Annotated in this window: 13 protein-coding genes; 10 read left to right on the top strand and 3 right to left on the bottom strand. The window is 67.5% G+C overall.

Going from position 1 to position 13295, the window contains the following annotated elements:
- Positions 1 to 341: 341 nt before the first annotated feature.
- The 3 genes from AC5RVY_RS03465 (at position 342) to AC5RVY_RS03455 (ending at position 3319) form a co-directional block, all read left to right on the top strand.
- A complete protein-coding gene (locus AC5RVY_RS03465) occupies positions 342 to 1751 on the top strand; it encodes an energy-coupling factor transporter transmembrane component T family protein (protein WP_493953293.1) in 1410 nt (469 codons plus the stop codon).
- Positions 1752 to 1850: 99 nt separating this feature from the next.
- Positions 1851 to 2645 carry an endonuclease III gene (nth, locus tag AC5RVY_RS03460; RefSeq protein ID WP_493953691.1) on the top strand — a complete coding sequence of 265 codons (795 nt, stop codon included), beginning with the start codon at positions 1851 to 1853 and terminating at the stop codon, positions 2643 to 2645.
- Positions 2642 to 3319, top strand: coding sequence for an NUDIX hydrolase (locus AC5RVY_RS03455; protein WP_493953292.1), 678 nt, complete (start codon positions 2642 to 2644; stop codon positions 3317 to 3319). The genes nth and AC5RVY_RS03455 overlap by 4 nt, the downstream gene beginning before the upstream one ends.
- A gap of 46 nt (positions 3320 to 3365) precedes the next feature.
- Here the strand turns inward: AC5RVY_RS03455 and AC5RVY_RS03450 are convergent, their stop codons facing one another.
- Positions 3366 to 3557, bottom strand: coding sequence for a YegP family protein (locus AC5RVY_RS03450; protein ID WP_493953291.1), 192 nt, complete (start codon positions 3555 to 3557; stop codon positions 3366 to 3368).
- Positions 3558 to 3718: 161 nt separating this feature from the next.
- Complete coding sequence (locus AC5RVY_RS03445; RefSeq protein ID WP_493953290.1) at positions 3719 to 5437, bottom strand: bifunctional 3'-5' exonuclease/DNA polymerase; 1719 nt, start codon at positions 5435 to 5437, stop codon at positions 3719 to 3721.
- A gap of 138 nt (positions 5438 to 5575) precedes the next feature.
- Here AC5RVY_RS03445 and ssd point away from each other — a divergent pair, with 138 nt between their 5' ends.
- From ssd to AC5RVY_RS03410, 7 genes are all read left to right on the top strand, one after another.
- Positions 5576 to 6775, top strand: coding sequence for a septum site-determining protein Ssd (gene ssd / locus AC5RVY_RS03440; protein ID WP_493953289.1), 1200 nt, complete (start codon positions 5576 to 5578; stop codon positions 6773 to 6775).
- Entirely contained in the window at positions 6772 to 8046 is a 1275-nt protein-coding gene (locus AC5RVY_RS03435) for a TadA family conjugal transfer-associated ATPase (RefSeq protein ID WP_493953288.1), read from the top strand. The genes ssd and AC5RVY_RS03435 overlap by 4 nt, the downstream gene beginning before the upstream one ends.
- Positions 8043 to 8867, top strand: coding sequence for a type II secretion system F family protein (locus AC5RVY_RS03430; RefSeq protein ID WP_493953287.1), 825 nt, complete (start codon positions 8043 to 8045; stop codon positions 8865 to 8867). The genes AC5RVY_RS03435 and AC5RVY_RS03430 overlap by 4 nt, the downstream gene beginning before the upstream one ends.
- Entirely contained in the window at positions 8864 to 9484 is a 621-nt protein-coding gene (locus tag AC5RVY_RS03425; protein WP_493953286.1) for a type II secretion system F family protein, read from the top strand. The genes AC5RVY_RS03430 and AC5RVY_RS03425 overlap by 4 nt, the downstream gene beginning before the upstream one ends.
- A gap of 137 nt (positions 9485 to 9621) precedes the next feature.
- Entirely contained in the window at positions 9622 to 9969 is a 348-nt protein-coding gene (locus tag AC5RVY_RS03420) for a DUF4244 domain-containing protein (RefSeq protein ID WP_493953285.1), read from the top strand.
- On the top strand, positions 9966 to 10376 hold the full coding sequence (locus AC5RVY_RS03415) for a TadE family type IV pilus minor pilin (RefSeq protein WP_493953284.1): 411 nt from the start codon (positions 9966 to 9968) through the stop codon (positions 10374 to 10376). Before AC5RVY_RS03420 ends, AC5RVY_RS03415 begins: the two co-directional genes overlap by 4 nt.
- Before the next feature lie 120 nt (positions 10377 to 10496).
- Complete coding sequence (locus AC5RVY_RS03410; protein ID WP_493953283.1) at positions 10497 to 10871, top strand: Rv3654c family TadE-like protein; 375 nt, start codon at positions 10497 to 10499, stop codon at positions 10869 to 10871.
- A gap of 20 nt (positions 10872 to 10891) precedes the next feature.
- On the opposite strand, the gene AC5RVY_RS03405 is transcribed toward AC5RVY_RS03410, so the two are convergent.
- Positions 10892 to 13267: a DEAD/DEAH box helicase gene (locus tag AC5RVY_RS03405; protein ID WP_493953282.1), complete on the bottom strand. Its 2376-nt coding sequence runs from the start codon at positions 13265 to 13267 to the stop codon at positions 10892 to 10894.
- Positions 13268 to 13295 lie beyond the last annotated feature (28 nt).

Genomic DNA, 13295 nt, shown 5'->3' with positions numbered 1-13295 from the left:
CACGACGCCGGGCACCGGCTGGTCACGGATTTTCCGCAAAGAGCTGTTCCAAAATCAAGACTAGTGCTTGCCCGCCGCCGCATGTGTGCCCTGTCACAGATGGGCCCGCGAGCGGCATTTATTAAGCGGTGAATGGTGGAGTGCACGGCTGCAGAGGGCCCTCCGGCGCCGAGCCCAGCTAGTGATCAGTGGGGCTGTTGACTAGGCTGAGATGGAATTGTGACTTCACTTCGGGCCCTCCCATCCCGGCCGCACATGCGTCCGGAACGGGAGGGACCGCTGTACGACGGCACGGTTTCGGAGCCAATGGGCGCCGGTGCCGCCACGCTAAGGAGAACAGAATGAACCAGCAGATCTTCGGCCAGAAAACGGGCCCTGACACTGTGGCGGGTTCCGGCAGCAGCGCGCCGGCCACCGGGGCAGGCAGGCCGGCCACGTCCGGAGGTAAGCCGGCTGCCGACGCCCATCAGACGGTGCTCGGTCCCTTCACCATCCGCGACCTGGCCGTGTTCGCTGGCACGCTCATTTTGTTTATCGCGTCCCTGCTGCCTATCTTTGGCGGCAGGTACAACCTCTGGAACCTGAACAACCTCTTTTTCCTGGGTTTGGGCATAGTGCTTCCCCTGGTGGTGAGCGCACTTTTCGCTGCGCGCCGGCTGGCCCCGGGCACGAAAATCCGGATCGGGTCGCTGTCTATTGACCAGTTCGCTTCGGTGGTGGCGTCCTTCGCCGTCGCCTTCTTCTTCCTGTCAGTAGCCGGCGCCTATGTTCCGAGCCTGCTGGTGGGCCTGATCGGCTCCCTGATCATGTTCGCCGCGACGGTCCTTGGACGCTTCCTCCCTTACGTCTCGCCCGATTTCCAGGGCCGCGCGGAATCCCCGGCCCATGTAGTGGCACGGGAAGCGGCCGTTCCTGTCCGGAAGCCGCGCGCTCCCAAAAAGCCCAAGGCGGAGTCCTCTGCTTCCAAGCCCGCCTCCGGGGCTGGCCTGTTCAGCGGTGCCGGTGCCGGGTCCTCCGCAGTCCAGCACAGTGCCGCACACCAGGAACCTGCCACTGCGGCAGTTCCCACCAGCGGGGCTGCCGCTGCCGGTGCACCGGCCGCCCGTCCCGCACCTGTTTCCACCGCCCCTGAAGCTTCCGATGCGGGCTCCGCCGGTGACTCCGGTCCCGCCACCCAGGCCTCCGACGTCGTCCGTCCTGCTTCGACGCCTGCCGCGGAAGAGACACAGTACGCGGACATCCCTTCCGCCAGCGCCCCTGGCGCCGCTTCCGCCAGCGCCCCTGGCGCCGCTTCCGCCAGCGCCCCTGGCGCCGCTTCCGCCAGCGCCGCTGCCCCCGGTGCCCGTGCCGGGGCTTCCGCGGCTGCGGCACCGGCTGCAGGGCAGGGAACTGCGGACAATCACGACGGCGGCACTCCCGCCTCCGCTGCCTCCGCCGGGCAGGGCTCCTGGGAGCCGCCCGCCGCTACCGCGGTCCACCCGCAGGTCCGCGCCGACGTTCCCATCGGGGCTACCGTGGACCCCGCCAGCCGGCCGGAGGAATCGGACGAGCAGCCCATCCATGAAGCCTTCTGGTTTGCCGTAGCACAGCACCGCACCGCCTTCGATCCCCGCACCGGCGCCCCGGCGTTCGTTATTGAGCCCGGCGGCTGGGTGTTGGCCTTGGAGGACCGTGGGCACGAGTTCCTGGTCCAACACACTGACGGGCGGCTGGGTGTGCTGCGGGACCTCAGTAATATCGAGCGCGGCTAGCCCATGGCCTCGCCCCGGCAGGCCAAGGCCGCACTGGCCGCCGGCACGGCAGCTGCCCCGAAAGGTGGTGCAGCTGCCTCCGGTGGCCAGGCGGCGGGCATGCCCGTAGTGTCCTCGGAGTCCATGCTTGGGCTGAAGAGGCGGGCGCGCCGGATCAACAGGGCGCTGGCCGAGAAGTATCCCTACGCCCATGCGGAACTGGATTTCCGCAATCCGTTTGAGCTGCTGGTGGCCACCGTCCTGTCAGCGCAGACCACGGACGTCACCGTCAACCAGATCACACCGCTGCTGTTCGCGCGTTATCCCGACCCCCGGTCCATGGCAGAAGCGGATCCCGCCGCGATTGAAGAGATCATCAAACCCACCGGTTTCTTCCGGGCCAAGACGCGAAGCCTTCTCGCCTTGTGCACCCGGCTGGTGGATGAGTACAACGGCGTGGTTCCCGGAAAGCTGGAGGACCTGGTCACGCTGCCGGGGGTTGGCCGGAAGACAGCCAATGTGGTGCTGGGCAACGCCTTCGGCGTCCCCGGGATCACAGTGGACACCCACTTCGGCCGGCTGGCCCGCCGGTTCGGCTGGACGCAATCCGAGGACCCCGTCCAGATTGAACATGACGTGGCCGAGCTTTTCGAGAAGAGGGACTGGACCATGCTCTCGCACCGGGTGGTGTTCCATGGGCGGCGGGTGTGCCACTCCCGCAAACCGGCCTGCGGCGCGTGCCCTGTGGCCACGTGGTGCCCCAGCTACGGCATGGGCGAAACAGATCCAGCGAAAGCGGCAAAACTGCTGAAATACGAACTCGCTCCCGGCAACGAAGCCCTCCTGGCCCAACTGCTGGCCGAAACCCACCGGGCGGCCGAAATCAGGATGGAATCCCAAAAGAGGACCCCGTGAGCGCCCGCGAAGACCTGATCGGGTTGGCGCAAAGGTCCGCGTCAGGGTCGGTCTCCGCCCCGGACCCCCTGTGGGCCGCCCTGACGGTGGATGCCACACGGGCGCGCAGGGCTGCCGTCCTGATGCTGTTCGGCGCGCTCGATGACGTTCCAGCTGCCTCGGACAAGCCGCTGGCCCCGGCAGAGCTGGACGTCCTGCTCCTGGAGCGCGCCCACACGTTGGGTTCGCACCCAGGTCAAGTGGCGTTTCCCGGCGGCTCCATTGACGCCCGGGAAACGCCGGTTCAGGCGGCACTGCGCGAGGCCGAAGAAGAAACGGGACTGGACGCGGACGGCGTCGAGGTCCTTGGCACCCTGCAGGAACTGGGCCTGGCCCACAGCAACTTCCTGGTCACCCCCGTGCTCGGCTGGTGGCGTGCGCCATCGCCGGTCCGGGTGGTGGATTATGCCGAGTCTTCCCAAGTGTTCCGAATTCCTGTCCGGGACCTGCTGGACCCCGACAACAGGGTCATGGCCACAGTCCATCGGGCCGGGCGAAGCTTCGACAGTCCCGCCTTCACCGTCAACGGCGTGGTGGTCTGGGGTTTCACCGGAATCGTCCTGAACGGACTGTTCGAACAGCTAGGCTGGGCCGTTCCGTGGGACCGCAGCCGGGTCCATCCAATAGGTGTCTAGCTGATAGCTGTCCAGCTGCGGCCCGGTTGCGCCAGCGGCCGGTGGCTCAGACCTGTTGTTGCCGCAGATCCACCACTATTCCGGTAGCCGCGTTCTCGCGCATCGCCTTGATGCCTTCCAAAAGTGTGTTCAACGACTTGAAGTTGGGCGAAACGGCAACGATGTTGCCCTCTGCGTCTGTAAGCCGAAGCCTGTACGACTCGTCCCCAACCCGGTGTATTTCAAACCTGCCCGCCATAGCCCGGACCTCCCCTTGGTGTGCGTCTTTGCATCAACCTGCGGACCGATCTGTTTCAGTCACCCAAAGACTGTAACCCGGGTCACGGGGCCCGGGCGAGCTACTGCCGGGTAGGTTACATTTGTCGACAAATGTCGCGGTGCACCCCGTAGAGGACCCCGTTATTTGGCATGGTCGTAGGAATCAACCACGGCCACGCTTACCGGAAACTCCACGGGGATGCGTCCGAACAACAGCTCCTTGGCTGCGCTGGCTGCGGCCTCGATCGCTGCGACAACCGCCTCCACCTGCTGAACCGACGCGTGGACCATCACCTCGTCGTGGAGGAAGAAAACCAGCTCCGGCCCCGCCTGGCCTTCCGTGCGCAAGGTGCGCAGCCGCCGTCGTAATTCCGCCAGCCAGCAGGCCGCCCAGTCCGCCGCGGAGCCCTGGACCACAAAGTTCCGTGTGAAACGTCCCCTGGAACGGGCTATCGACTCCGCCCGCCGCTGCCCCTCCGCGGACGCAGGGCGCTGGCTTTGGAACCATCCTTCGGAGGGCGGCGGGCTGCTGCGGCCCAGCCGGGTGGTGACCGTCCCGCCGGACTCCCCGGCGCGGGCCGCCTGCTCCACGAACCCCACCGCCCGCGGATAGGTCCTGGCAAGCTGCGGCATAAGGCGTCCGGACTCGCCTGAGGTGGCGCCGTACATGGCGCCCAGCAGGGCCACCTTCGCTTTTGCCCGGTCGCCGCCAAACCCCTTCGCAGCGATTCCCGCGTAGAGGTCTTGGTCCCTGGCGGCCTCGGCCATGATGGAGTCCTGGGCCAATGCCACCAGGACGCGGGGTTCGAGCTGGGAAGCGTCCGCCACAATCAGCTTGTGCCCGGGATCGGCATGGACTGCACCGCGGATCTGGCGGGGAATCTGCAGCGCGCCCCCGCCGCGCGACGCCCAGCGGCCCGAGACCACTCCGCCCACCACGTACTCGGGCCGGAACCTGCCGCCGGCAACCCACGCGTCGAGCCAGGCCCAGCCGTTGGCGGTGTGCAGGCGTGAAAGCTTCTTGTAGGCAAGGAGCGGCGCGATGGCAGGGTGGTTTGATTCCTTCAGCTCCCACTGCCGGGTGCTGTTGACCTCTATGCCGTTCCGGTGCAGCGCGCGGATGAGTTCCTGCGGGGAATCGGGATTGAGCGTTGGCGCGTTCAGCAGCCCGCGCAGTTCGTTGTTCAGGGCTTCAAGTTTCGCCGGACGGTGGCCCATGGGCGGGCGGGGGCCCAGGTAGTCGGCGAGGATAATTTCGTGCAGGTCCTCCCGCCACGGAACACCGGCGTGCTGCATCTCAGCTGCGATCATGGCAGCGGCCGATTCCGCGGCGAGCAGGAGCTGCAACCTGTTTCGGCGGTTCTCGTCCGGGCTCACGGAGGCCAGGGCTTCCTGCTGGGCAGCGTATTCACCGCGAAGATCGTCAAGGGTGTGCTGCAGGCCAGAGCCCGGGCGGGGATTGTCGAACAGGGCGTCCTGTTCCGGTGGCGGCGACGGGGGCTGGAGCGCCCTGGGCGGCTGCAGCGGGTCATCGAGCGTGACCTTTTCGGCATTCCGGGCGTAATCCGTGTGGGCGGTGAACTGGGAGAGGGCCAGGATGTTCCCGCAGAGGCGGAGGTCATAACAGCGCTCGAGCTCCACCCCGCTGGACAGGAGGGACGGGTACCAGTCCTGGGTGCGGTGCCAGATCCAGCGGGGAGATTGCCCTGCCCGCGGCTTTCGTTCCAGCCCGAGGACGACGTCGGCCAGCTCGCCGGCGGCGATCACCCTGGGTTCCGGATTGGCAGGGTGGGCGTGGCCTGCCTGGGTGAGTTCCTGCAGGACCGCCCCGGAGGGGTGGGCGGCGAGCAGGAGATACATGCTCCAATTCTGCCTTGTCTTTCCAGGGTGTTGTTGTGCCGAAGGTCTTGTCCTCCACAGGGTTGCCGAGGCCGGGGTTTGTGCACATAGGACCGGGGCCGTCTTATCCTTGCCCGGCCAGGAGCGGACAGTGGCTCCATGAGCAGGCATCAGTTGACCCCCTCCTACCCTGGCCCTCGCCTCGCCGGGCGTTCATACCGAAGCCCGGATGACGGGCTGCTGCCCGCGCCTCCGGGTTTTGCGGCTGGGCCGGGAGGGCCGGCCGATGCCTGGCTCCCCGATACCGGAGAAGAGGTGCTGCTGGTAACTTCGTCCGCTGTTGTGCGGGCGGAGGTGGAGCGCATCGTGGCGGCTGCCGGCGCCACTCTTCGGGTTGTTGCCGATGCCCTGGAAGGGGCCAGGTACTGGGACGGCTCGGCCGCGGTGCTGGTGGGAAGCGACATCCGGGAGCTGCCGCCCCGCCGGCGGGCGCCCGCCGTCCTCGTCGGGTTGGACGGTGAAGGCGACAGCCTGTGGCATCTGGCGGCGGCGCTTGGCGCTGAGCGGGTGGCTGTGCTCCCTGATGCCGCGGCGTGGCTGGCGGACCATCTCAGCCGCTCCCGCTCGCCCGGCCCCGGCGGGATCATCCTTGGCGTGACCGGCGGGTGCGGCGGGGCAGGAGCCTCCACGGCTGCGGTCTGGATAGCCCAGGCGGCGGCCGGAATGGGGGCCCGGGTACTGCTCGTTGACGGTGACCCATGGGGCGGTGGTCTGGAGCTCGCCATTGCCGCCGAGGAAAGTCCCGGCCTGCGGTGGCCTGACCTTGCTGAGGCGCGGGGAAGCATCGATTCGAGCCAGCTTTCTGACTCGCTGCCGGTGGCTGGCGGATTCTCGTTCCTGTCCTGGCCTGCCAGCCGGGAACAGCCCGTTCCGGTGGCAGCACCTACCACCACCGGGGTACTGGACGCCGCGCGCAGGGGCTATGAGCTGGTGGTGCTGGATATCGGCAGGGGAGCGGGGCCGCTTCAGTCCTATGCCTGGGACTGTGACCGGATCATGATGGTGGTTCCCGCGCAGTTGAAGGCGGCCGTGGCCGCCGTGCGGCTGCTCCACGAGTTCCCGCCCGTTGAAGCCGGGCTCCTGGTTCGCGGCCGGGCAGGGGCGGCGTTGGACGGCCCAATCATTTCAGAGGCCATCGGGTTGCCCGTGCAGGGCCGGGTCCCAGAGCTCCGCGGTGTCCCTGCGGCCATGGAGTCCGGCCGGCTCCTGGAGCTCGGCAAGCGGCGCAGCATCCGGCGCTTTGCCGCCTCCGTACTGGATTCACTCGGCGACGAGTTGCCGGCCGGGGAGTTTGGATGAAGCAGTCCGCGCGCGAATCGGGAGCGGTCGACGGCCTTCGGCGCAGGGCCCGAGTCCTCGAAGGCCAACGCCTGGAAAGCCGGCCCCGGGACTGGCGCCAGGCGGAACGCCAGGCTGTTGACGCGGGGCTGCTGGAATCGGTCCGTGAATCCATGATGGCGGAAGCCGGGTTGGTCACCCCTTCGCGGGTGGCGGCCGCCGTACAGGCCACCGGCAAACTGCTGGGCACAGCGGGCTCGCTCGCCGCTGTGGAAAGAATCAGTGCTGAGCTCAACGGACTGGGACCCCTCCAATCGCTCACCCGGGATCCATCAGTCACAGACATTTTCGTGAACGCTCCGGATTCCGTGTGGGTGGACCGCGGCAGGGGCATCGAGCAGGTCGCGGCGGCTTTTCATGATGAAGCCCAGCTGCGGGCGCTTGCGTGCAGGTTGGTTGCTGCAGGAGGCCGGCGCCTGGATGACGGCTCGCCCTGTGTGGATGTTCGGCTGGCAGGCGGGTACCGCGTCCATGCGGTGCTCCCGCCGGTTTCCACGGCGGGAACACTCCTCAGTGTCAGGATTCGCCGCGAACGCGTCTTCAGCATGGACGAGTTGCAGGCGGCGGGCATGTTCAGCCCCCTCGTCAAGGACGTACTGGAGCGGGTGGTGGAGCGTCGGCTGAGCTTCCTGATCAGCGGTGCCACAGGCTCCGGCAAGACCACCCTGTTGTCCACCCTGCTGGGGCTGTGTGCTCCACGGGAACGGCTGGTCCTCATTGAGGATGCGTCCGAACTGAACCCGGTCCATCCGCATGTAGTCTCGCTCGAATCCCGGCACGGGAACCTTGAAGGCGGCGGGGAGGTGGGGCTGGGTGAGCTCGTCCGGCAGGCCTTGCGCATGAGGCCCGACCGGCTGGTGGTCGGTGAGTGCCGCGGCGCCGAGGTCCGGGAACTGTTGACCGCGATGAACACCGGCCACAGCGGTGGAGGCGGAACCATCCACGCCAATACCGCAGGCGCGGTCCCTGCCCGGCTCACAGCGCTGGGCGCCCTCGCGGGGCTGAGCCCTGACGGCGTCCGGCTCCAGGCTGCCAGCGCCCTTGACGTGGTCATTCACGTTGGGAGGACCGGCCGCGGCAGGGAAGTGGCCGCAATCGGCGTCATCGAGGACGTCGCCGGCGCGCTTCGCGTTCAATCCGCCCTGGAAGTGGCTGGAGACGCGGTGGTTTATGGCCCGGCCTGGCACGCCCTGGCCGGCCGGCTGGGTCTTGATCAGGGGCAAGGCCTGTGACCGTTTTCCTGGCAGCCGCGTTGGTCCTGGCTGCACTGATGATCCTTCGCCCGCCGCAGGGTGCAGCGGCAAGGTTCCGTCGTGCAACGGGCGCGGTTGCCCCTTCGACCGGCAGTCCGCCGGCTCGTGTGGTCCCGTGGGCCGGATCCCTGTTCCCGAGGGCCGGACATGGAGCCGGGAAGGCCCCACATTCCGCTCCGGCGGTACCCATGACCCTGGTGGTGCAGCAATTGGCCGCACTGCTGAAAGGTGGGCGGACGCCCGGCCGGCTGTGGGACGAACTGTGGCTTGTTTACGCCGTTGACGGCAAGACCAGGCCGGATGATCCAGCCGCATGGCAGCAGGCCAGGGGACCCGCCCGAGGTTCAATCGCCATGCTGACTGCCGCGCGCGCGGCTGCGGGGACCGGGGCTCCGGTCTCAGAGGCCATCAGGTGCTCCTTGCCCGCGGCGTTTCCCCGGGCGGACCGTGAGCGCAGGATCTGGTCGCAGCTGGCTGCCTGCTTCGATATCGCAGAGGCAAGCGGCTGTCCCTTGGCTGATGTCCTGACCAGGTTCGCGGCGCAGTTGGAAGTGGAGGACGATGCCGATGCTGCCCGGCAGACGGCATTGGCAGGACCCAAAGCAACGGTCAGGCTGCTGACGTGGCTTCCCCTGATGGGACTGGGCCTAGGCATGGCCCTTGGCGTGGATCCGCTGGCCATTCTGCTGGGTACACCGCTGGGATTGGCGTCGCTCGGTGCGGGCATTGCGCTCACCCTAGCGGGCCGGGCCTGGTCCTCCCGGCTGGTGGCTGCTGCGGCAGGTGCGGGAGTGCCATGACCGGACCGCTGCTGCAGGCCTCTGCGCTCTTGGCCATATTGGTCACCGCCGCCTGTCTTCTTTTCACAGGAAAGAGCCGCTCCCGGAAGCGCCTGACCGGCCTGTCCACGGCTCAACAGCCTGATTCAGCGGACAATCACCGGGCCACAGCCCGGCGACCCCGCACCAGTGACCGCCACGACGGTCTGCACGACACCGCCATGATGCTTGAACTCGTCGCCGCAATGCTGGACTCGGGGTCCGGAATTGGCCGCTCGCTTGATCTCGTCTCTGCTTCGGCGTCAGCCCAGTACCGCGAATCTCTCCGCCCTGTCGTTTCCGCGCTGGCCATCGGTGCCGACTGGGACACTGCGTGGCGGAGCTCTGCCGTCAGGTTGCCCGCGATCCTGGAGTTACGGGACGCCCTGGGGTTTGCGGCGCTCACAGGAGCGCCCTCATCGGCCATTCTCTATGCCCAGGCCGGAAGGCTGCGCAGGGAGCGGTTTCGTGCTGCCGAAAAGCGGGCGGCGTCCCTCGGCGTCAAGCTCGTGGTCCCGCTGGGCCTGTGTTCGCTGCCGGCCTTTATCTGCCTCGGGGTTGTTCCCGTTTTGCTGGCCCTGGTGCCGTCCGGCCAGTAACCCTGCTCTTTCCCTCCACAGCAGCCGAATCGATCCAGTTTTCCACTTACACCACCGGTGGCCTTACCGCTCCTGGCAAGGCCCGGAAGAGTCAAACCAGCCGGCAATCCCGCCGGTGTACAGAAAGGAACCATCGCATGTCCATCAACCAGGACCGCCGCTATCCTGCCGGAACCGCAGCACGTGCAACAGGGCACGCAAACACCAAACACGGCGCCAGGCAGGCTCAGTCCGCGTATGCAGCCCCGGCTGGCGCTGCCTCGCTGCCCGCCAATGTGGTGGAGCTTTACCCGGGCGCCGCCGTACCCCGCCGCACCGCGATCAGAAGTCTTTTCGGATCAGAAGCAGGCATGGCGACAGCTGAATACGCCATCGCCACGTTGGCCGCCGTCGGCTTTGCCGGGCTGCTGGTCTTTATCCTGCGCAGCGAGGAAGTGCGCGGCTTCCTGCTGAACCTGATCCGCACGGCGCTGGCGTTGCCATGACCAGAGCGCCGGACGGATTGCAGCTTCGGCAAGCGGCAGACCATGGCGCCATTACCGCAGAGTTTGCCGTGGCACTGCCTGCCGTCCTGCTGCTCCTGGCCATGCTTCTGTCGGGCGCCGCGGCCGGTGTCACGCAGTTGCGGCTGGAGGAGGGAGCCCGGGCGGGTGCCCGTGCGCTGGCCCGCGGCGACGATTCCACTGCCGTGGAAAGAATCGTACGGACCCTTTCGGGGGCGTCGGCGTCCGCGGCCGTAGCAGCAGACGGCGAATGGCTCAGTGTCACTGTCACGGACCGGGTAGGGGGACCGCTGGGGTCGTCGCTTCCATGGACGCTCACGGCACGCGCCTCAACCCGCAGCGAACAGTTGCCGCGAGCCCGGCTGTTCCATTACCGGTTGCGGCCATAACGGGCGCCGAATGATCGGGCCGCCTGCTGCAGCGAAACCGGTACAGCGGCGCCCGGAACTGCTATCCCTTCCAACAACCCGGCACAGGCAAACCACAACAGCAGGAAGGAGCCCGGCCACATGAAAGTCACCGTGCGGGCGAAGCATGGCCAGGATGGCCCGGAGCGCGGTTCGGGAACCGTCCTGGCGGCGGGCCTTGCCTTGGTGGTGATGATGGCCCTGGCACTGTTGCTGCTCCTGGCGCAGTCGGCTGTTTTTGCCAGCCGGGCAGCGGCAGCTGCAGATCTTGCTGCACTTGCCGCCGCGGACGCCCTGCGGGGGGTCGCTGACGGGGAACCGTGCAGCGTGGCTGCGGAGGTCGCGGCCCGGCACGCCGCCACGGTTACCAGCTGCTTCGAGGGTGAGGGGCAGACGGTGGAGGTCCGGACGGAACTGAGGGAGCGGACTACGATGGGGGCGGCCAGCGGCCACGCCCGTGCCGGACCTCCACCCTGAGTAGGGCGGAGATCCGCGCGTCAGCGCCGGGCCTCGAGGCTCTCGGCGCTGGCCTCGGTGGCATCCTTGAGCAGGACCTCGAGCAAGGTGACAGCCGCGGCCTTGTCCAAAGGGTTGTTCTTGTTCCCGCACTTGGGCGACTGCACGCAGGACGGACAGCCGGAGTCGCATTCACAGGCCTTGATGGCATCGCGCGTCGCCGCCAGCCACACCTTCGCTTTGTCGAATCCGCGCTCGGCAAAACCAGCGCCGCCAGGGTGCCCGTCATACACAAAAATGGTGGGCACCCCGGTGTCGGCATGCAGAGCAGTCGAAACGCCCCCGATGTCCCACCGGTCACTGGAAGCGACCAACGGGAGCAGGCCGATTGCTGCGTGCTCCGCCGCGTGCAGGGCGCCAGGGAACTGGGCTTCGATCAGGCCGGCGGCAGCGAGGGACCGGTTGTCCACCTCAAACCACACAGCCTTGGTGAACAATTCCCGGGCTCCGAGGTCGAGGGGTTCCTCGCCGAGGATCTCGTTGGAGATCAGGGCCTTGCGCTGGAAGGAAACCACCTGGGTGGTGACCTTTACGTCGCCGAAGTGCAGGGAGACGTCCCCCCACCGGGCGGTGCGCTGTGTTTCCAGCACCTCGATCTGGGTGACATCCCGTGCCGTGGTGTAGTAGTCGGGATTGGCGCGGCGGACCACCACGCAGTGATCGTCTTCGTTGAGGTCCTCCACCACGTAGCTGTCACCTTGGTGGATGTACACGGCGCCAGTGTGTGCCTGGTAGTGGGTCTGGGGTGAGTCCATCGTCCCCAGCAGGGAACCGGTTTCAGCATCAACAATACTGACCGGGCCGCCGCCGTCGGCACGAAGGTTCACCATGGCGGCTGCGCTCTGGGAATGGGTCCAGAACCATCCGGCAGGGCGGCGCCGGAGATAGCCCTGGGCCACCAGCCGGTCGAGAAGGGCCTCTGCCGTGCTCCCGAACAGGTCCAGCTCAGCCGGTCCCAGTGGCAGTTCCGCAGCAGCGGCGCACAGGTGGGGTCCCAGGACGTACGGATTGGCGGGGTCGAAAACAGTGGCTTCCACGGACACGTCGAAGATGGCCTCCGGATGGTTCACCAGGAACGTGTCCAGCGGGTCGTCACTGGCGACGAACGCCGCGATGGCGTCCTGTCCTGCCCTGCCGGCCCGCCCGATCTGCTGGAACAGTGAGGCCCTGGTGCCCGGCCAACCGGCTACCAGCACAGCGTCCAGCCCGGAGATGTCGATGCCCAGCTCCAGGGCGGAGGTGCTCGAAACACCCAGCAGCCTGCCCGAACGCAGGGCCTTCTCCACGGCCCGGCGTTCCTCGGGAAGATACCCGGAACGGTAGGCCGCCACCCGCTGCGGCAGGCTGGGGTCCACCTCGTCCAGGAGGCGCTTGGTGATGGAGGAGATGGTTTCCGCTCCACGCCGGGACTTGATGAAGGCAATGGTGCGGACGTGTGCGGACACCAGGTTGGCCAGGAGGTCCGACGTCTCAGCCACCGCCGTGCGCCGTTCCTTGGCACCGTTCTCGCCCTTGAGTTCGGTCAGGGCAGGTTCCCAGAACGCCACCGTGGTGGCACCATGGGGCGAACCATCCTCCGACACTGCCTTGACCGGTGCCCCGATGAGCCGGGCGAAGGAGACATCGGGGTCGGAGGCAGTGGCTGAAGCGGCAATGAACACCGGTTCAGGGAACGAGGAACCGGCTCCGTAGTACGCACAGATCCGGCGCAGCCGGCGCATCAGGTTGGCCACGTGCGAGCCGAAAACGCCCCGGTAACTGTGCGCCTCGTCCACGATCACATAGCGAAGGCGGCGGAAGAACCCCGCCCACCAAGCGTGGTTGGGGAGGATCCCGAAGTGAAGCATGTCCGGGTTGGCCAGGATGAAGTTTGCGTGGTCCCGGATCCAGCGCCGGGACGCGGGGTCGGTGTCGCCGTCGTAGGTTTCCGCCCGGACCGTGGGCAGCTGCAGCGCCCGAATGGCGTTCAGCTGGTCGGCCGCGAGGGCCTTGGTGGGGGACAGGTAAAGGGTGACCGCGCCGTCGTCGTGGATCTTTCCGGGGTCGGCAAGGACCCGCAGCTCGGAACGGTGGATGGCATCCAGCGCCGGCAGCTGGTAGGCGAGCGACTTTCCCGAGGCGGTGCCCGTGGCCAACACCACGTGTCCGCCGCTGTGGGCGATATCGGCAGCCTCCACCTGGTGGCGGTAGGGCCGCTCGACGCCGAGGGAACCGTACGCTGCAACGAGGTCCGGGTGCACCCATGACGGCCACGGCTCGTGCACCGCCTCGCGGGCAGGGATGGTGCGGACATGACGCAGCTGCTCCGGGTCCGGGCCGCGGCCCAGCAACGGAATCAGGGAGTCATGGGGGTTCACCCCAACATTGTTTCACCCGGCAGGACCT

This window comes from Arthrobacter sp. Ha26, assembly GCF_059091705.1.
Note: the sequence above shows the minus strand (reverse complement) of the source record. Positions and strands in the feature narration are given on the sequence as shown.

Excerpts from the sequence above, each read along its gene's own strand:
- AC5RVY_RS03465 (WP_493953293.1), top strand. The coding sequence starts at position 342 with ATGAACCAGCAGATCTTCGGCCAGAAAACGGGCCCTGACACTGTGGCG.
- nth (WP_493953691.1), top strand. The coding sequence starts at position 1,851 with ATGCCCGTAGTGTCCTCGGAGTCCATGCTTGGGCTGAAGAGGCGGGCG.
- AC5RVY_RS03450 (WP_493953291.1), bottom strand. The coding sequence starts at position 3,557 with ATGGCGGGCAGGTTTGAAATACACCGGGTTGGGGACGAGTCGTACAGG.
- AC5RVY_RS03445 (WP_493953290.1), bottom strand. The coding sequence starts at position 5,437 with ATGTATCTCCTGCTCGCCGCCCACCCCTCCGGGGCGGTCCTGCAGGAA.
- ssd (WP_493953289.1), top strand. The coding sequence starts at position 5,576 with ATGAGCAGGCATCAGTTGACCCCCTCCTACCCTGGCCCTCGCCTCGCC.
- AC5RVY_RS03435 (WP_493953288.1), top strand. The coding sequence starts at position 6,772 with ATGAAGCAGTCCGCGCGCGAATCGGGAGCGGTCGACGGCCTTCGGCGC.
- AC5RVY_RS03425 (WP_493953286.1), top strand. The coding sequence starts at position 8,864 with ATGACCGGACCGCTGCTGCAGGCCTCTGCGCTCTTGGCCATATTGGTC.
- AC5RVY_RS03420 (WP_493953285.1), top strand. The coding sequence starts at position 9,622 with ATGTCCATCAACCAGGACCGCCGCTATCCTGCCGGAACCGCAGCACGT.
- AC5RVY_RS03415 (WP_493953284.1), top strand. The coding sequence starts at position 9,966 with ATGACCAGAGCGCCGGACGGATTGCAGCTTCGGCAAGCGGCAGACCAT.
- AC5RVY_RS03410 (WP_493953283.1), top strand. The coding sequence starts at position 10,497 with ATGAAAGTCACCGTGCGGGCGAAGCATGGCCAGGATGGCCCGGAGCGC.